Source organism: Franzmannia pantelleriensis, from assembly GCF_900102875.1.
Taxonomy (GTDB): domain Bacteria; phylum Pseudomonadota; class Gammaproteobacteria; order Pseudomonadales; family Halomonadaceae; genus Franzmannia; species Franzmannia pantelleriensis.
In genome coordinates this window covers 36,763-53,771 of the sequence record NZ_FNGH01000016.1, presented here as the reverse complement: position 1 = coordinate 53,771, position 17,009 = coordinate 36,763, and the positions used below count along the sequence as shown (strand labels likewise).

Annotated in this window: 13 protein-coding genes; 10 read left to right on the top strand and 3 right to left on the bottom strand. The window is 64.3% G+C overall.

The genetic code is table 11. The features are described from left to right. From BLT16_RS17915 to BLT16_RS17905, 3 genes are all read right to left on the bottom strand, one after another. Entirely contained in the window at positions 1–1,032 is a 1,032-nt protein-coding gene (locus BLT16_RS17915) for a fumarylacetoacetate hydrolase family protein (protein WP_089660056.1), read from the bottom strand. A gap of 33 nt (positions 1,033–1,065) precedes the next feature. Then, positions 1,066–2,379, bottom strand: coding sequence for a homogentisate 1,2-dioxygenase (gene hmgA, locus BLT16_RS17910; protein WP_089660054.1), 1,314 nt, complete (start codon positions 2,377–2,379; stop codon positions 1,066–1,068). Positions 2,380–2,446: 67 nt separating this feature from the next. Further along, positions 2,447–2,917: a MarR family winged helix-turn-helix transcriptional regulator gene (locus tag BLT16_RS17905; RefSeq protein WP_089660053.1), complete on the bottom strand. Its 471-nt coding sequence runs from the start codon at positions 2,915–2,917 to the stop codon at positions 2,447–2,449. Positions 2,918–3,213: 296 nt separating this feature from the next. On the opposite strand from BLT16_RS17905, the gene BLT16_RS17900 reads away from it, so the two are divergent. From BLT16_RS17900 to urtB, 10 genes are all read left to right on the top strand, one after another. Continuing rightward, positions 3,214–4,674 carry a sodium-dependent transporter gene (locus tag BLT16_RS17900; RefSeq protein ID WP_089660051.1) on the top strand — a complete coding sequence of 487 codons (1,461 nt, stop codon included), beginning with the start codon at positions 3,214–3,216 and terminating at the stop codon, positions 4,672–4,674. A gap of 146 nt (positions 4,675–4,820) precedes the next feature. Then, on the top strand, positions 4,821–5,693 hold the full coding sequence (gene cobA / locus BLT16_RS17895) for a uroporphyrinogen-III C-methyltransferase (protein ID WP_089660049.1): 873 nt from the start codon (positions 4,821–4,823) through the stop codon (positions 5,691–5,693). Between the two features lie 119 nt (positions 5,694–5,812). Continuing rightward, positions 5,813–7,540, top strand: coding sequence for an ATP-binding protein (locus BLT16_RS17890; RefSeq protein WP_089660047.1), 1,728 nt, complete (start codon positions 5,813–5,815; stop codon positions 7,538–7,540). A gap of 45 nt (positions 7,541–7,585) precedes the next feature. Beyond that, positions 7,586–8,326: a response regulator gene (locus BLT16_RS17885; RefSeq protein WP_089660046.1), complete on the top strand. Its 741-nt coding sequence runs from the start codon at positions 7,586–7,588 to the stop codon at positions 8,324–8,326. A gap of 174 nt (positions 8,327–8,500) precedes the next feature. Next, positions 8,501–9,502: a Bug family tripartite tricarboxylate transporter substrate binding protein gene (locus tag BLT16_RS17880; RefSeq protein WP_089660044.1), complete on the top strand. Its 1,002-nt coding sequence runs from the start codon at positions 8,501–8,503 to the stop codon at positions 9,500–9,502. Positions 9,503–9,607: 105 nt separating this feature from the next. Further along, entirely contained in the window at positions 9,608–10,090 is a 483-nt protein-coding gene (locus BLT16_RS17875) for a tripartite tricarboxylate transporter TctB family protein (protein WP_089660042.1), read from the top strand. A gap of 34 nt (positions 10,091–10,124) precedes the next feature. Next, a complete protein-coding gene (locus tag BLT16_RS17870; RefSeq protein WP_089660041.1) occupies positions 10,125–11,621 on the top strand; it encodes a tripartite tricarboxylate transporter permease in 1,497 nt (498 codons plus the stop codon). Positions 11,622–11,821: 200 nt separating this feature from the next. Further along, entirely contained in the window at positions 11,822–13,624 is a 1,803-nt protein-coding gene (locus BLT16_RS17865) for an acyl-CoA dehydrogenase C-terminal domain-containing protein (protein ID WP_089660039.1), read from the top strand. A 408-nt stretch (positions 13,625–14,032) separates the two neighbouring features. Then, positions 14,033–15,325 carry an urea ABC transporter substrate-binding protein gene (gene urtA / locus BLT16_RS17860; RefSeq protein ID WP_089660125.1) on the top strand — a complete coding sequence of 431 codons (1,293 nt, stop codon included), beginning with the start codon at positions 14,033–14,035 and terminating at the stop codon, positions 15,323–15,325. Positions 15,326–15,409: 84 nt separating this feature from the next. Next, a complete protein-coding gene (gene urtB, locus BLT16_RS17855; protein ID WP_089660037.1) occupies positions 15,410–17,005 on the top strand; it encodes an urea ABC transporter permease subunit UrtB in 1,596 nt (531 codons plus the stop codon). Positions 17,006–17,009 lie beyond the last annotated feature (4 nt).

Below are 17,009 nucleotides of genomic sequence, written 5' to 3'. Positions count from 1 at the left end.
CTACGGTGATGGGTACTTCACCACCTGCTGGTCGATGGCTCCAAAGATGCTCTGACCCTCCCGGTCGAACATCTCGATGCGTACTCGGTCGCCGAAGCGCATGAAGGGGGTCTTGATCTCGTCGTGCAGGATCTTCTCCACCATGCGTACCTCGGCCAGGCAGCTGTAGCCCACGCCACCGTCGGCGATCGGCCTGCCCGGGCCGCCGTCGGGGTCGGGGTTAGAGACGGTGCCCGAGCCGACGATGGCACCGGCACCCAGGTGGCGGGTCCTGGCGGCGTGGGCGACCAGTGCGGGGAAACCGAAGATCATGTCGGGGCCGGCCTCGGGCTCACCAAATTTCTCACCGTTGAGATGTACGGTCAGCGGCAGGTGCAGCTTGCCGTCCTGCCAGGCGTCACCCAGCTCGTCGGGGGTCACGCACACCGGTGAGAAGCTCGAGGCGGGCTTGGCCTGAAAGAAGCCGAAGCCCTTGGCCAGCTCACCGGGAATCAAGCCGCGCAGGCTGACGTCGTTGACCAGCATGATCAGCTTGATATGTCCGGCTGCCTGCTCGGGGGTCACCGCCATCGGCACGTCGTCGGTGATCACTGCGATCTCACCCTCGAAGTCGATACCGTGCTCCTCGCTGACCGCCTCGATGTCGTCGTAGGGCCCCAGGAAGGCGTCGCCGCCGCCCTGGTACATGAGCGGATCGTTCCACAAGCTCTCGGGCAGTTCGGCACCGCGCGCCTGGCGCACCAGCTTGACGTGGTTGAGATAGGCCGAGCCGTCGGCCCAATGGTAGCTACGTGGCAGCGGCGAGTGCAGCGACGGCATATCGAGAACGAAGGCGCCCACGGCGCGGCCTGAGTTGAGCTCGTCGTAGCGTTTCTCCAGCAGCGGGCTGACCGCGTCCCAGCGTTCGATGGCCTGCTGGAGGGTATCGGCGATATCGCTGGCGCTGACGGCTTGGCGCAGATCGCGTGACACTACCACCAGTTCACCGTCGCGGCGCTGCTTGGGGTCGAGTTTGAGTGTGGCGAGTTTCATGGTCTGGGAATCCTTGTTGTCAGGGTAAGGCGATTACGGCCGCTCGGCGTCGAAGTGCGAGCGCAGCGTCGACCAGACATCGACATAGTCGCGCTGGCGGAAATCGGCATCGCGTGCGCCGGGCACGGTCTGGAACGGGTAGCGGCTCTCGAACATAAAGGCCAGGGTGGCGGCCTGATACTGGGGCTCGAGATCGGCGCTGGAGGCCTTGTCGAAGGTCTCGGCATCCGGGCCGTGGGGCGACATGCAGTTATGCAGGCTGGCGCCGCCGGGCACGAAGCCCTCGGCCTTGGCATCGTACTCGCCGTGGATCAGGCCCATGAACTCGCTCATCAGGTTGCGATGGAAGTAGGGCGGGCGGAAGGTGTCCTCGGCCACCATCCAGCGCGGCGGGAAGATCACGAAGTCGATATTGGCCATGCCCGGGGTGTCCGAGGGCGAGGTGAGTACGGTGAAGATCGAAGGGTCGGGGTGGTCGAAACTCACCGTGTTGATGGTGTTGAAGCGTGCCAGGTCGTACTTGTAGGGCGCGTAGTTGCCATGCCAGGCCACCACATCCAGCGGCGAGTGACCGAGACGAGTCACCCACAGCCGCCCGGCAAAGCGTGCCAGCAGCTCGACCTCGCCGGGGGCATCTTCGTAGGCGGCGGAGGGGGTGAGGAAGTCACGCGGGTTGGCCAGGCCATTGGCCCCGATCGGCCCCAACCCAGGCAACTCGAAGGGCGCGCCGTAGTTCTCGCACACATAGCCGCGTGCGGCCTCGACGCCCTCGGCCAATCGCACCTGGCATTTGACGCCGCGAGGAATTACCGCGATTTCGCCGCTGGCCACCTCGAGCACGCCCATCTCGGTGCGGATCACCAGGCCGCCGAGCTGCGGCACGATCAGCAGCTCGCCGTCGGCATCATAGAAGAAGCGCTGCATGCTGCGGTTGCAGGCATACACGTGCACCCCGCATCCGTTCTGACCGGCGGCATCGCCATTGATCCCGATGGTGGTCAGACCGTCGATGAAGTCAGTGGGCTCGCTCGGTAGCGGCAGCGGATCCCAGCGCATCTGATTGGGGTCGGCCAGCGCCGCCGCGGTTGGGGCGGTCACCCAGCGCGGATGGTCGAGGGGCTGATAGGCGCTCTGCACCACCGAGGGGCGAATGCGATACAGCCAGCTGCGCAGGTTGTGGCCGCGCGGGGCGGTGAAGGCCGAGCCGGTCAGCTGCTCGGCGTAGAGGCCGTAGGCGCAGCGCTGTGGCGAGTTTTGGCCCTCTGGCAGAGCGCCGGGCAGCGCCTGGCTCGAGACGTGGTTGCGAAAGCCGCTGTGGTACGACGGCACAGGGTGCTGGGAATCCATCGCGGTGACTCCTGGTTAGTATTGTAGTTTCATTTGAAACCAAATCTAGCGGGAGCCCCTGCTCGGGTCAAGTCTCGATCAGCTGATCGAGGCGCGTGTCGAGCTTGTTGAGTAGCCGAAACAGATCGCGATACTCGGCGCCGCTGAGCGCGTCGACCAGTCCACCCTCCCACTCGAGTGCCAGTGGAATTGCTTCGGCCATCAGTGCCTGCCCCGCCTCGGTGAGGCTCAGGCGCATACTGCGCTGGTCGCGGCGGGTGCGCTGGCGGGCCAGCAGCTCGCGCTCGCCGAGCGACTTGACCGCTCGCGATACCCGCGCCTTGTCCATGTCGGTGAGGTCACAGATCTGGCTGGCGGTCAGGCTGTGGCGCTGATGCAGCCAGGCCAGGATGCGCCACTCGGCGATACTGAGCTCGAACTCACGGGCGTATATCTCGGCCAGCGACTGGCTGATGCGCTCGGCGAGATGGGCCAGTCGGTAGGGCAGAAACTGCTCCAGCTGCAGCTCGGGCGGAGGAGAAGAGGAGGCATGGCTCACGGCAAACGTCCTGTGTCGTTGCGGTCGAATCGTGCCCCAGTGTAACCGATCAGGAGCGTTGATGGCGTTGGGGATGTCAGCGTCAGGATTTCGTTACGGTTTTCTGGCGCAATGGGAATGGCGGCAGGCGATCAGCGCTTGTCGATAACACGCGATGCGGAATATCGTTGCATGAGAAACGTTATTTTATGCCAGTCATGACGTTTCACCTGGCAGATGGTGATGCTATTGAGCGTATGTATAGCGAATCGCTCGGTAATCGCCGACAATAACAAGCTTCCTCAAAAGGTTTGGCAATGACGACACGACAACAACCCAAGAATCTCTGGCTTGGCCGCTGGGGATTCGTGCTCGCCGCCACCGGCTCTGCGGTGGGGCTCGGCAACATCTGGAAATTCCCCTATATCACCGGCGAGTTCGGCGGTGGCGCCTTCGTGCTGGTATATCTGGCCTGTATTCTGGCGGTGGGGGTGCCGATCATGATGGCCGAGATCGCCTTCGGCCGGCGTGGACGCGGTAGCCCTATCGATGCCATTCGCCGTGTCACCCGCGAATCGGGCCACGGACGGCTATGGTCGCTGGTGGGTTGGATGGCAATGCTGGCCGGCTTCATGATCCTCTCTTTCTACGTGGTAGTGGCCGGCTGGTCGTTCTCCTATCTGTGGAAGATGCTGAGTGGCTCGCTGGGCGGGTCCAACGTCGATGACATGGTGGCGATCTTCGTTGCCAACAACGAGAACCCCTTCAATCTCGGCCTGTGGAGCACCCTGGTCGTGGTGTTGACCATGCTGATCGTCGGCAAAGGAGTCCAGGCCGGTATCGAACGCAGCGTGAGCTGGATGATGCCGGGGATGGTGATCATGCTGGCGATCCTGATCGGCTACGGCATCTTCTCTGGCGGTTTCGGTGAGGCAGTCGCCTTCCTGTTCTCGTTCGATACCAGCGGGCTTACCAGCGAAGGCATGCTGGCCGCACTGGGTCACGCCTTCTTTACGCTGTCGCTGGCCTCCGGGGCGATCCTCACCTATGGGGCTTACCTGCCTGATCGCACCTCGATCGCCCGTACCACCTTCAGTGTCGCCGCCGCGGATACCGTGGTAGCGCTGATGGCAGGGTTGGCGATCTTCCCGATCATCTTCGCCAACGGCATGGATCCCGGTGAGGGCCCGGGGCTGATCTTCATGAGCCTGCCGCTGGCCTTCCAGTCGATGCCACTGGGCACGCTGTTCGGCATTCTGTTTTTCGTGATGCTGTCGATGGCGGCGCTGACCTCGTCGATCTCGATGATCGAGGCCACCGTGGCCTGGCTCAACGAGAGCAAGGGCATCTCGCGCAAAGGTGCTGCCTGGGGCGTGGGGATCGTACTGTGGCTGGTCAGCACCTTGGCGATGCTATCGTTCAACTGGGGCGCCGAGTGGACCCTGGGCGGGCGTAATGCCTTCGATTGGCTCGACTACCTGACCTCGCGCTGGATGATGCCGCTAGGTGGCCTGGCAATGGCGCTGATGGCCGGCTTCCTGCTGCGCCATGAGATCTTCAAGTCCGAGCTCGGCCTGTCTGCCACCCAGCACGCGCTGTGGCTGTTCATGATCCGCTACGTCAGCCCGCTGGGGATCCTGCTGATCTTCGTCGATGCGCTGGGCATCGCGACCCTGCACCTGGCATCGCAGTGGCCGTGGCTGTTGGCCCTGCTGGCACTGGTGGTGGTGGTCGGCGAAGTGGCCAGCCCCCGGCTGCGGCGTCCACGCGACGCCTGAGTTGCCTGGCGTCTTACACTGCTACTGCCCCGTCGGCCCCTGGCCGGCGGGGCAGTGTCGTCTTCAGGTGAGGCTGGCGGTGCCGATCTGCATGCCCTAAACTACGGCATATCTACTCTTCTTTTTATACCTTTTGGTTCTTTTGAATGGCCGACTCGACTCACTGCCCTCTGTCCACCGATGCCAGTCTGGCCCATCGCCGTGATTTCCCGCGTGGCCAGGTGGCCCTGGTGGGTGCCGGGCCCGGCGATCCCGAGTTGCTGACGCTCAAGGCGCTCAAGCGTCTGCAGTTGGCCGAGGTGATCCTTCACGATCGCCTGGTTAGCGACGAGATCCTGGCCATGGCCAACGCCGAGGCCCGGCGACTCTACGTCGGCAAGGCCCGCTCGCAGCACAGTGTGCCCCAGGAGGGCATCAACCAGGCGTTGGTGGACTGGGCGCGTCAGGGCAAGCGGGTGGTGCGACTCAAGGGCGGCGATCCGTTCATCTTCGGCCGCGGTGGTGAAGAGCTCGAGACGCTGGCGTTAGCCGGCGTAGACTTCGAGGTGATTCCCGGTGTGACGGCAGCCGCAGGCTGCGGCGCCTATGCCGGCATTCCACTGACCCATCGCGATCATGCCCAGTCGGTGCGCTTCATCACTGGCCATCTGCAAAACGGCAGCTGCGATCTCGACTGGGCCACTCTGGCTCACCCTGGCCAGACGCTGGTGTTTTACATGGGCTTGGGCGGACTGCCGATCATCAGCCAGGCCCTGCGCGACCACGGCCTCGCCGACGATACCCCGCTGGCACTGATCGAGCAGGGCACCACGGCCCGCCAACGGGTGCATGTCGGCACCCTGCGACACTTGCCGGACGCGCTGGGGGCGGGCACGATCAAGCCGCCGACCTTGATCATCGTCGGCCAGGTAGTGGCGCTGCACTCGCGCCTGGCGTGGTTCGACCCGCGCGGTTCGGGCTGCGGCGGCTGGCAGGAGGGCAAGCACCCGACCCCCGAGGCCAACGCCGATAGCGCCTGAGTAGGATGTTGCCAGCGCCTGGCAGGCCGATGTGGACAGGCCTCTTGGCGCCATACGGTAGCTTGATTGGTGGTCCTGGCGTGCGACAATGAGGTCTCGCTCTTCGCCGAGACCCTTCGATGCCGTCGACCCGTTCCGAATCCATTGCCGAAGTGGCCCGCTGGCGACGCCGTGGTCGCAGTCGTCGCGGGCTCAAGCTGCGCAGCTTTCGGCTGCAGGTGATGCTGCTGGTGGGCGCGCTGCTGGCGGGCATGCTGCTTGCCCAGGGTGCCTATCTCAACCACCGCAAGGCCGAGATCATTGCCGACCAGATCGGCCAGCGGGCGCTCTCGGTAGCGCTCTCGGTGGCCAGCATTCCGGCCGTGATCGACGCTTTCGATGATGACGATCCCAGTGCCACCATCCAGCCCATCGCCGAGCGCATCCGTCGCGAGACCGGGGCGCGTTACGTGGTGGTCGGCGATGACGAGGGCATCCGCTATGCCCATCCATTGGAAGAGCGTCTTGGCCTGCCGATGGTCGGTGGTGACAATGACCGTGCGCTGATCCATGGCCAGTCCTACGTTTCCGAGGCGACCGGTTCACTGGGCGAGGCGATTCGCGGCAAGACACCGGTGTTCGACGCCGACGGCAATATCGTCGGGATCGTCTCGGTGGGCTTCATGCTCGACCGTGTTGAGCTCGACGTCGTCGAACACACCAGCCTCGGTTGGCTGCTGGTAGCGCTGATGATCGTGTTTGGTTTCGCAGGGGCCTATGGGCTGTCGCGCCATCTCAAACGCGTGATCCTGGGGCTCGAGCCTCACGAGATCGCACGCCTGGCGATGGAGAAGGAAGCGATCCTACAGTCGATCCATGAGGGCATCCTGGCGGTCAATCACGAGGGCGAGATCACCCTGCTCAACCAGCAGGGTCGGCGTTTCCTCGACCTGCCCAGCGAGCGCGAGGTGCTCGGTCAGCCGGTTCAGGACGTGGTGCCCAATTCGCGGCTGATGGAGGTGCTCGACAGCGGCGAACGGCAGTTCGACCAGGAGATGTGGCTGGGCGACCACCCGGTGGTGGTCAACCGCGTGCCGGTGATGCACGAAGGCGAGGTCGAAGGGGCGGTGGCGACCTTCCGCAGCCGACGCGAGATCGTCGATCTGTCCCAGGCGCTGAGCGCCGTGACCCGCGACGTCGACATGCTGCGCGCCCAGGCCCATGAGTTTTCCAACAAGCTGTACACCATTTCCGGCCTGCTGCAGCTCGACCGGGTCAAGGAGGCGTTGGCGCTGATCCACCAGGAGAGCGAGCGTGCCCAGGCGCAGATGGCGTTTCTGATGGGCCACGTCGCCGATCCGGTGCTCAGTGGTACCCTAATGGGCAAGCTGACCCGGGCCAGGGAGCTGGGCGTGCTGCTCGAAATCGACGAGCAGAGCTCGCTTAGCGTACCGCTGACCCTGCACGGGCAGGAGGTGCTGATGACAGTGATCGGCAACCTGCTCGACAACGCCTGCTACGCCGCGGTCCAGGGCATCGGAACGCCCAGCGCTACTGGCCTCGACGCTGACGCCGGCCCGCGCCAGCCAAGGGTGAGGCTGTTCTTCACCGATCTCGGCGAGCAGCTGCTGATCGAGGTCGAGGATAACGGTCCCGGGGTGCCGCCCGAGCAGATCGAGTCGATCTTCAGCGAGGGCTTCTCGACCAAGCCCGGCAAGCATCGCGGTATCGGTCTGGCATTGGTTAGCCGCCTGTGTCAGGAAAACGGCGGCGCCATTACCCTGGAGGACAGCGAGCTGGGCGGCGCCGGCTTTACCGTGGTGCTCGACAAGACGCTGTGTCGTGAGCCCAGCGTCAGCAACGTCTGATGACAGCAACAACACGCCAGCAACGCATAGCACAAAGGGAAACCGATGAGCGAACCCATATATGGGATCCTGATCGTCGAGGACGATTTCCGTATCGCCGACATCAACCGCGCCTTCATCGAGCAGAGTGACGGCTTCGAGGTAGTCGGCATGGCCAAGACCGGCGCCGAGGCGTTGGCGATACTCGAGCGTGAGGCGGCCAGCATTCATCTGGTGCTGCTGGATGCCTATATTCCCGACGTCGAAGGACTCGAGCTATTGTGGGAGATGCGCCGCCGCCACGCGCACCTCGATATCGTCATGATCACGGCTGCCAAGGAGGTCGAGACCATCGCCGAGGCGCTGCGCGGCGGCGTCTTCGACTACCTGATCAAGCCCACCGAGAGCGAGCGCATGGCGCAGATGCTGCGGCGTTTCCGCGAGGAGCGTGCGGCGCTGGATCACAAGGCCGAGATGAGCCAGGAAGAGCTCGACCGCACCCTGGGGCGCATGCGTGCGAACGCCGACAAGCCGACGGCTGCGGGGCGTACGGCGCTGCCCAAGGGCATTGATCGGTTGACGCTGGGGGCCGTGGTGGGGGCGCTGAGTGAGGAGACCGGGCCGCTCACCGCCATGCAGCTGGCGACCCGGATCGGCGCCAGTCGCTCCACCGCGCGACGTTATCTGGAATTTCTGGTCTCGGTGGACGTGGCGCGTGCCGAACTGGGCTATGGTGATGTAGGCCGGCCGGAGCGTCGTTACCGGCTGATAGGCCGGGCCGACGACTGGCTGGGCGAGGGCGCCTGAGGGTCGGCGGGGTGTCGTGATCACAATGAGCAAAATGCCGTTAATGCGCTTTTTTTTGTTTATCGCCACAAGCTTGTCGCTGTGATTCGCCGTGCACTAGGGTGCAAGACGAGTCGATAGCAAGGCACCGTAAGCGTGCCGATAACAACCAAAGCAATTGAAGTGGAGAACGCCATGACCGCCAAACTTACCCGTCTATCCTTCCTGGCCCTGCCGCTGGCCGCCACCATGGCCTTTGGCGCGGCGACCACCGTCCATGCAGACGACTGGCAGCCGACCAGCTCGGTAGAATTCATCGCTCCGGCCAATCCGGGTGGCGGCTGGGATACCCTGGTACGCACCTCCTCGCGAGTGATCCAGGAAGAGGGCCTCGCCGAGCGCAACTTCGCCGCGATCAACACACCTGGCGGCGGCGGTGCCGTGGCCTGGGCACAGATTGCCCGCGACGCTGGTAATCCGCACAAGATCTTCGCCACCAGCCCGCCGATCATCCTGGTTCCGCTGGCCGGCACCTCGCGCTACGATCACACCGATTTCACCCCGATCGCGCGCCTGATCACCGACTACTCCATCGTGCTGGTCCCGGCAGACTCCGAATATGAGAGCCTCAATGACCTGATGGAAGCCATGGCGGCGAACACCAGCCTCAGCGTCGGTGGCGGCAGTGCACCGGGCTCCATGGATCACATCTCCATCGCCGGCCTGGCCTCTGCTGCCGGCCTCAACGCCGCAGACGTCAACTACATCCCGTTCTCCGGCGGCGGTGAAGCCATGACCAACCTGATGGGCGGTCACGTCGAAGCGGTCATCACCGGTGCCGGCGAAGCCGCGGGTCAGCTGGGTGAAGGCAGTGACATTCGTGCGCTGGGCGTCTCGGCGCCGGAGCGTCTGGGTGGCGCCCTGGCCGATATCCCCACCTACCTCGAGCAGGACATTGACTACACCTTCGACATCTGGCGTGGCGTAATGGGCACCCCGGACATGCCGGAAGAGGCGGTGGCCTACTACGAGAACCTTTTCGCCGAGATGCTCGAGACCGACGGTTGGGCCGATGCCCGCGACCAGCTGGGCTGGCTCGACGCTTATCAGACCAGCGAAGAGTTCGGCGACTTCCTCGACGCGCAGAAAGAGCAGTTCAGCGAAGTGCTGAGCGAGCTAGGCCTGCTCGGCGACTAAGCCGACCATCCAGCGCTGTTACGGCGTGGGCCTCGCTAACGGGGCCCACGCATTCTCGAATGCGACACTTGAACCCGCCTTCTCAGGGTTCGGGGCAGACTCCTCATGACACGACTCAACGTAAACCAGGTTCTGGCGCTGTGCCTGGCACTGGTAGCCGTCGGCTACTTGGCCATGGCCTGGCAGATACCCGACTTCCCGCTACCGCGCCCGGTCGACTCAGACCTGTTCCCCAAGGTGCTGGGCTTCACGCTGCTAGGCCTCTCGCTGCTGCTGTTCCTTGAAAAACCCAAGGCACAGGATATTCCCGACGAGCTCGACCCCAATGAACAGGCCCAACCGCTGCTGCTGCGTCCTTGGTCGCGGGTGGTAGTAACCTCGCTGGCCATCGTTGTCTACGCACTGCTGCTGGCACCCATTGGGTTCGTTGTCGCTTCCACCACACTCAGTTTCGGGCTGGCCTGGTACTACGGCTATCGTCGTCACGGGGTCAACATGGCGGTATCGCTGGGCGTGGTGCTGGCGCTGTATCTGACCATGACCAAGGTCATGGATGTCTATCTGCCGACGGGCATTCTCCCGCTCTGAGCCGACGCCAACGTCACGTGAGAGAGATACTTCCATGGAAGCCTTCAATAACCTGATGTACGGCTTCGGCATTGCGCTGGAGCCCATGAACATCGCCTACGTCTTCTTCGGGGTGTTTGCCGGTACCATCATCGGCATGCTGCCCGGCCTCGGGCCGATCAGTGCGCTGGCGCTGATGATTCCAATCACCTTCGCCATGGAACCGTCGTCGGGCCTGATCCTGATGGCCGGCGTCTACTATGGCGCAATCTTCGGCGGCTCGACGTCGTCGATTCTGCTCAACGCGCCGGGCGTCGCCGGCACCGTGGCCACCTCCTTCGACGGCTACCCGCTGGCCAAGCAGGGCATGGCCGGCAAGGCGCTGGCGATCGCGGCCTACTCCTCTTTCATCGGCGGCACGGTGTCGATCATCTTCCTGATGCTGGTGGCGCCGCTGCTCGGCAAGGTGGCGGTGAGCTTCGGTCCCGCCGAGTATTTCGCCCTGATGGTGCTGGGTCTCACCGCGGTGGTCTCGCTGTCTGACAAGTCGCTGGTCAAGGGCCTGATTGCGGCAGTCGTCGGGGTGATGATCTCGATCATCGGCATCGACCTGCAGACCGGCACCGAGCGCTACACCTTCGGTGCCGCCCATCTCCTCGACGGCATCGACTTCCTGGTCGTGGCGCTGGGTATCTTCGCTCTGGCCGAGGTCTTCTACATGCTGCTGCGCGGCGGCGGGGGCAAGGAGCAGCCGCGCAATGCCATCGGCTCGCTCAAGCTCAGCGGCCGCGAGTGCCGCGACATCGCCGCGCCGATCGGCCGTAGCTCGATCCTGGGTTTCTTCACCGGCGTACTGCCGGGGGCCGGCGCCACCATTGGCTCGTTCCTCGGTTATAGCATGGAGAAGCGGCTGGCCAAGGACGGTGACACCTTCGGCAAGGGCAACATCAAGGGCGTGGCGGCGCCGGAGGCGGCCAACAACGCCGCCTGTACCGGCTCCTTCGTGCCGCTTCTGACCCTCGGCGTACCCGGCTCGGGCACCACCGCGGTATTGCTGGGTGCGCTGCTGGTGATGGGCGTGACCCCCGGGCCGGCGATGATCGAGAGCCGTCCCGATGTGTTCTGGGGCGTGATCGCCAGTATGTACATCGGCAACATCTTCCTGCTGGTGCTCAACCTGCCGCTGATTCCGCTGATCGCCAAGATCCTCGATATGCCGCGCCCGCTGCTGCTGGCGCTGATCCTGATCTTCTGCATGATCGGCGTCTACGGCATGAGCTTCAGCGTCTTCGATCTGCTGCTGCTGCTGGGCTTCGGCCTGCTGGGGCTCGGCATGCGGCTGTTCGGCTTCCCTGCGGCACCGCTGATCCTGGCGCTGATTCTGGGTGCCATCATGGAGGAGTCGATGCGCCGCGCGCTGCAGATCTCCGGCGGCGACTGGATGATCTTCATCGACAAACCGATCTCCATGTGGCTGCTGATCATCGCCGCGCTGTCGCTGGTCCTGCCGATGGTCAAGAAGGCTATTGCCGGGGCGCGTGCCCGCGCCTAAGGCCTGTACGCAAATCAAGCTTCATTGGCACTACCCTCGCGGGGGCGTCGGCAGAGCCGGCGCCCCCGCGTTTTGTTGGGTGTCTACGCCCAAGGTCGCTATGACAGCCGACCATCCCTTGGTCTAGTATTCAAGCAAGCGTTTGAATTTTGACTGGTGCCGCCAATAGTCGGCCACCGGCGACGATCAGGAGAGACACCATGGCCTTTTATCGGGCACCGCTGACCGATATGCGTTTCGTCCTCAACGAGGTGCTGGAAGCTCCCGCGATGTGGGCGGCCATGCCGGCTACCGCCGAGTTTGGCGCCGAGCTTGCCGATGCCATCCTCGAGGAGGGCGCCAAGGTCACCGAGGCCGAGCTGTTCCCCCTCAATCAGACCGGTGACGCCGAGGGTTGCCGGCTGCGCGACGGGGAGGTGAGCACGCCCGCGGGCTTCAAGGCGGCTTGCAAGACCCTGGCCGAAGGCGGCTGGCTGGGCCTGGGCGGTAACCCGGACTACGACGGCCAGGGCCTGCCCAAGATGCTCACGGTGGCCTTCGAGGAGATGCTCTACGCCACCAACGCCAGCTTCGCGCTGTATCCGGCGCTCAACAATGGCGCCACCCTGCTGCTCGACCAGTACGCCCCGGAGGCCATCAAGCAGACCTACCTGCCGCCCATGCACCGTGGCGAGTGGTTGGGCACCATGTGCTTGACCGAGCCCCACTGCGGCACCGACCTGGGGTTGATCAAGACCCGCGCCGAGCCGCTCGGCGATGACCGCTACGCCATCACCGGCAGCAAGATCTGGATCACCGGCGGCGAGCACGACATGGTCGACAATATCGTCCACCTGGTGCTGGCCAAGCTGCCCGACGCACCGGCGGGCTCCAAGGGTATCTCGGTGTTCCTGGTACCCAAGGTCAAGGTCAATGCCGACGGCAGCCTTGGCGAGCGCAATGCGCTGAGCTGCGGTGGTCTTGAACACAAGATGGGCATCAAGGGCAGCGCCACCTGCGTAATGAACTTCGATGGCGCCGAGGGCATCCTGATTGGCGAGCCACACCAAGGCCTGGCGACCATGTTCACCATGATGAACTACGAGCGACTATCGATCGGGATTCAAGGCCTCGGGCTGGGTGAAGTGGCCTATCAGAGTGCCATGGACTTTGCCCGCGAGCGTTTGCAGAGCCGTGCGCCGAATGGCCCGGCGGCCCCCGACCAGCCCGCGGACCCCATTTTGGTGCATCCCGATGTACGCCGCATGGCGCTCAACACCCGCGCCTGGAACGAGGGTGGGCGAGCCTTCGCCGCCTTCGTTGGCAGCCAGCTCGATTGCGTCAAATTTCATCCCGACGCGGCTACTCGCGAGCAGGCCGCGGATCTGGTGGCGCTGTTGACCCCGGTGGCCAAGGCGTTTCTGACCGATCGTGGCTTTGCGGCGACCGTCGAGGCGCAGCAGCTCTATGGTGGCAACGGTTACTGCGTGGAGTGGGGGGCCGAGCAGTACGTGCGCGACGCGCGTATCGCCATGATCTACGAGGGCACCAACGGCATTCAGGCGATGGACCTGGTAGGGCGTAAGCTATTTCGCAATCGTGGTGCCTATGTCGAGCGCTTCGCTGCCGTCATGCGGGCAGACCTGGCAGCGGATGCCAGCGATACGCTGGCGCCATTTCAGCGTGCCTGTGAACAGGAGCTGGCCCGCCTCGAGGCGGTGACCGGCGTGCTGCTCGAGGCCGCCGACGGTCACCCCGAGGAGCTCGGCGCGGCCGCCCATGACTACTTGCAGCTGTTTGGCCACGTCACCTATGCCTGGATGTGGTGGAAGATGGCGCGTGCCGCCGAGCATGGCCTGCGCCAGGATGGCCCGGCCGGGGCGGCCTTCTATCAGGCCAAACTGACGGTGGGGCGCCACTTCATTGCGCGGATGCTGCCCCATACCCTGGCGCTGGAGCAGCAGATCCGCGCCGGTGCCGAGCCGCTGATGGCCCTCGAGGAGGCTGCCTTCTATCCGTCGTGAACGCTGGCCGCTCACGCCACGTTGACCGTGCCGCCTCAAGGGGCGGCATTTTTCATGCACCGCCTGGGTGCGCGGCCATTCCCTGTTCTGGCGCATTTTGGGAGTGCATGGGAGATAATTTGCACGCAAATGGTGCGTGGAGGAGAGGCAGAGTGATACGACCTCGTATACAACTGGTTGAAAAAGCGAAGAAAGTACGGCCCGCCATCGGGTTGGCATAGCCCTTGCGGTAACTCCCTTGCAGTCGCCTCGCCGCATCGCCAGTCGCTGGCCGATGCGGCGCTGGACACCACGCCGCCGCAGTGGGCCAACACGCCCCTCCGTTGGCGCATAACAACCAGGTTCTGCAAGGAGAATCACGTGAACGCACCCAAGGCATCCTTCACTCCCCGCCGTCTCATTACCGCCATGCTGGCTGCAGGCGCTCTGACTGGCGGCGCCCAGGCGCTGGCCGACGACCCGATCAAGGTCGGTATCCTGCACTCGCTCTCGGGCACCATGGCGATCAGTGAGTCGACCCTCAAGGACACCGTCGAGATGCTCATCGAGCAGCAGAACGAGCAGGGTGGCCTACTGGGTCGCGAGCTCGAGGCGGTGGTGGTCGACCCGGCCTCCGACTGGCCGCTGTTTGCCGAGCGCGCTCGCGAGCTGCTCGAGCAGCATGAGGTCGATGTGGTCTTCGGTAACTGGACGTCGGTCTCGCGCAAGGCGGTCCTGCCAGTGTTCGAGGAACTCAACGGGCTGCTGTTCTACCCCGTTCAGTACGAGGGCGAGGAGTCCTCCGAAAATGTCTTCTATACCGGTGCCGCGCCCAACCAGCAGGCAATTCCGGCGGTGGAGTACCTGATCAACCAGGTCGGCATCGAGCGTTTCGCGCTGATCGGTACCGATTACGTCTATCCGCGGACCACCAACCGTATCCTCGAGGCCTTCCTCAAGGATGAGCATGGCGTGGCCGACGAGGACATCATGGTCGAGTACACCCCGTTCGGGCACTCCGACTGGCAGAACATCGTCAGCGAGATTCGCCGCTTCGGTGAAGAGGGCAAGCCCACCGCGGTGGTGTCGACCATCAACGGTGACGCCAACGTGCCGTTCTATCGCGAGTTGGGCAACCAGGGCATCGACGCCGCCGACATTCCCGTCATCGCCTTCTCGGTGGGTGAGCAGGAGCTCTCGGGTATCGACACCGGTCCTCTGGTCGGCCATCTGGCGGCCTGGAACTACTTCATGAGCGTGGATACCGACGAAAACTACGATTTCATCGACGCCTGGATCGACTGGAACGACGATGAAGAGGCGGTCACCAACGATCCCATGGAAGCCCACTATATCGGCTTCAACATGTGGGCCGAGGCGGTACGCAAGGCCGGTACCACCGACCCTGACGAGATCAAGGACGCGATCATCGGTGTCACCGTGCCCAACCTCACCGGTGGCTATGCGGCGATGATGCCCAACCACCACATCACCAAGCCGGTGCTTATCGGCGAAGTGCAGGATAATGGCCAGTTCGACATCGTCTGGCAGACGCCATCCACCGTGGCTGGCGATGCCTGGTCCGACTTCCTGCCGGGTTCGCGTGACCTGATGGCCGACTGGCAGGCACCGATGCGCTGCGGTAACTACAACGTGGCCACCGGCTCCTGTGGCGGCAGCACCGCGGCCGAAGAAGCCGAAGAAGCCCTCGCCGAAGAGTGATAAGCCCCCGCTCCGTCGCCTTATGGCGGCGGGGCGCACGCCTGCTCGACCTATTCGTTACTCCCTATCGCAAAGGACGAACCCATGAGGAGTCTCCTTTTACTCTGGCTGCTGGTGCTGCTGGTCGTGCCATTGACCGCCCACGCCCAGCCCTCGGCTGACGACGAGGCCGCCATCGAACTGCTGGAAGCGCTCGACGTCGACAGCTTTCCGGCCAAGGGCGAGGCCATCGATGCCATCGTCGCCAGTGACGACGAACGCGCCCGCGGCTGGCTGCAGGCGCTGCTCGATGGCCGCCTGCAGCGTGCCGATGATGGCCGCTTCGTGATCGTGCTCGATAACAGCGGCCGCGACTGGCCGGTGGAAGATGCCCTGAGCGGTGAAGACCTGGGCGAGATGTCGCGTCGCGACCTCGACCGCATCGGCATCAATAACGCGCTGCGCAACCAGCTGCGCAGCGTGATCGCGGTGGTCGACCTCTACTCGCCCAATGTTGACCAGCGCCGCACCTCGGCGGAACGCTTGTTGGGCGAGGTGGACGAGGATCTTGCCGGGCCCATCGAAGCCTTGATCGAAGAAGAAGAGGATGCCCGTGTGCGCCAGCGCCTGACCCTGGCACTGGCCATCCATCGCCTCGAGCAGGGCGATATCCAGGCCGTCGAGCATCTTGACGGCAGCCTGCACTCGTCGGCACGCATTGCCCTCAACCGCGCCACCAGCAGCGACGATGAGGCGCTCGCCCAGGCGGCTACCGCGGCGCTGGCCAACATCGAGCAGAACCTGCGCTTGAACCGCGCCGCCGAGACGCTCTATTTCGGCCTCTCGATGGGGTCGGTGCTGGTGCTGGCGGCGATCGGTCTGGCGATCACCTTCGGCGTGATGGGCGTGATCAATATGGCCCACGGTGAGCTGATCATGCTCGGCGCCTACACCACCTGGATGATGCAGCAGCTGCTGCCCGGCCAGCCGGGGCTGGCGCTGATTCTGGCGATACCTGCCGGGTTCATGGTTGCGGCATTGGCGGGGATCGCCATCGAGCGCAGCGTGATCCAGTTCCTCAAGGGCAGGCCGCTGGAGACGCTGCTGGCCACCTTCGGCGTCAGCCTGATCCTCCAGCAGTTGGTACGCACCGGCATCTCGCCGCTCAACCGTACCGTGGTCACTCCCGAGTGGATGAGCGGCTCGGTGGCGATCAACGATGCGCTATCGCTGACCCTTAACCGCATGTACGTGCTGGGCTTTGCGCTGGTGGTATTCGCCGCGCTGATGCTGGTGATGCGCCGCACGAGGCTCGGCCTCGAGGTCCGCGCGGTCACCCAGAACCGCGCCATGGCCCGCTCCATGGGTATTCGCGCGACGCGTGTCGATATCCTCACCTTCGGCCTGGGGTCCGGGGTGGCCGGGCTCGCCGGGGTGGCGCTGTCGCAGCTCACCAATGTCGGCCCCAACCTCGGCCAGAACTACATCATCGACTCCTTCATGGTGGTGGTGTTCGGCGGGGTGGGTAACCTCTGGGGCACCCTGGTCGCCGGCCTCTCGCTGGGCGTGATCAACCAGGTTCTGGAGCCCTGGGCGGGCGCCGTGCTGGCCAAGATCATCGTGCTGGTGTTCATCATCCTGTTCATTCAGAAACGCCCCCGCGGACTCTTTCCGCAGAAGGGCCGCGCGGCGGAGGGCTGATCGC

What these genes read in the sequence shown, in the direction of transcription:
- BLT16_RS17915 (WP_089660056.1), bottom strand. Translation starts at nt 1,032, where the DNA reads ATGAAACTCGCCACACTCAAACTCGACCCCAAGCAGCGCCGCGACGGT.
- urtA (WP_089660125.1), top strand. Translation starts at nt 14,033, where the DNA reads ATGCTGGCTGCAGGCGCTCTGACTGGCGGCGCCCAGGCGCTGGCCGAC.
- BLT16_RS17900 (WP_089660051.1), top strand. Translation starts at nt 3,214, where the DNA reads ATGACGACACGACAACAACCCAAGAATCTCTGGCTTGGCCGCTGGGGA.
- BLT16_RS17870 (WP_089660041.1), top strand. Translation starts at nt 10,125, where the DNA reads ATGGAAGCCTTCAATAACCTGATGTACGGCTTCGGCATTGCGCTGGAG.
- urtB (WP_089660037.1), top strand. Translation starts at nt 15,410, where the DNA reads ATGAGGAGTCTCCTTTTACTCTGGCTGCTGGTGCTGCTGGTCGTGCCA.
- cobA (WP_089660049.1), top strand. Translation starts at nt 4,821, where the DNA reads ATGGCCGACTCGACTCACTGCCCTCTGTCCACCGATGCCAGTCTGGCC.
- BLT16_RS17865 (WP_089660039.1), top strand. Translation starts at nt 11,822, where the DNA reads ATGGCCTTTTATCGGGCACCGCTGACCGATATGCGTTTCGTCCTCAAC.
- BLT16_RS17880 (WP_089660044.1), top strand. Translation starts at nt 8,501, where the DNA reads ATGACCGCCAAACTTACCCGTCTATCCTTCCTGGCCCTGCCGCTGGCC.
- hmgA (WP_089660054.1), bottom strand. Translation starts at nt 2,379, where the DNA reads ATGGATTCCCAGCACCCTGTGCCGTCGTACCACAGCGGCTTTCGCAAC.
- BLT16_RS17875 (WP_089660042.1), top strand. Translation starts at nt 9,608, where the DNA reads ATGACACGACTCAACGTAAACCAGGTTCTGGCGCTGTGCCTGGCACTG.
- BLT16_RS17890 (WP_089660047.1), top strand. Translation starts at nt 5,813, where the DNA reads ATGCCGTCGACCCGTTCCGAATCCATTGCCGAAGTGGCCCGCTGGCGA.
- BLT16_RS17885 (WP_089660046.1), top strand. Translation starts at nt 7,586, where the DNA reads ATGAGCGAACCCATATATGGGATCCTGATCGTCGAGGACGATTTCCGT.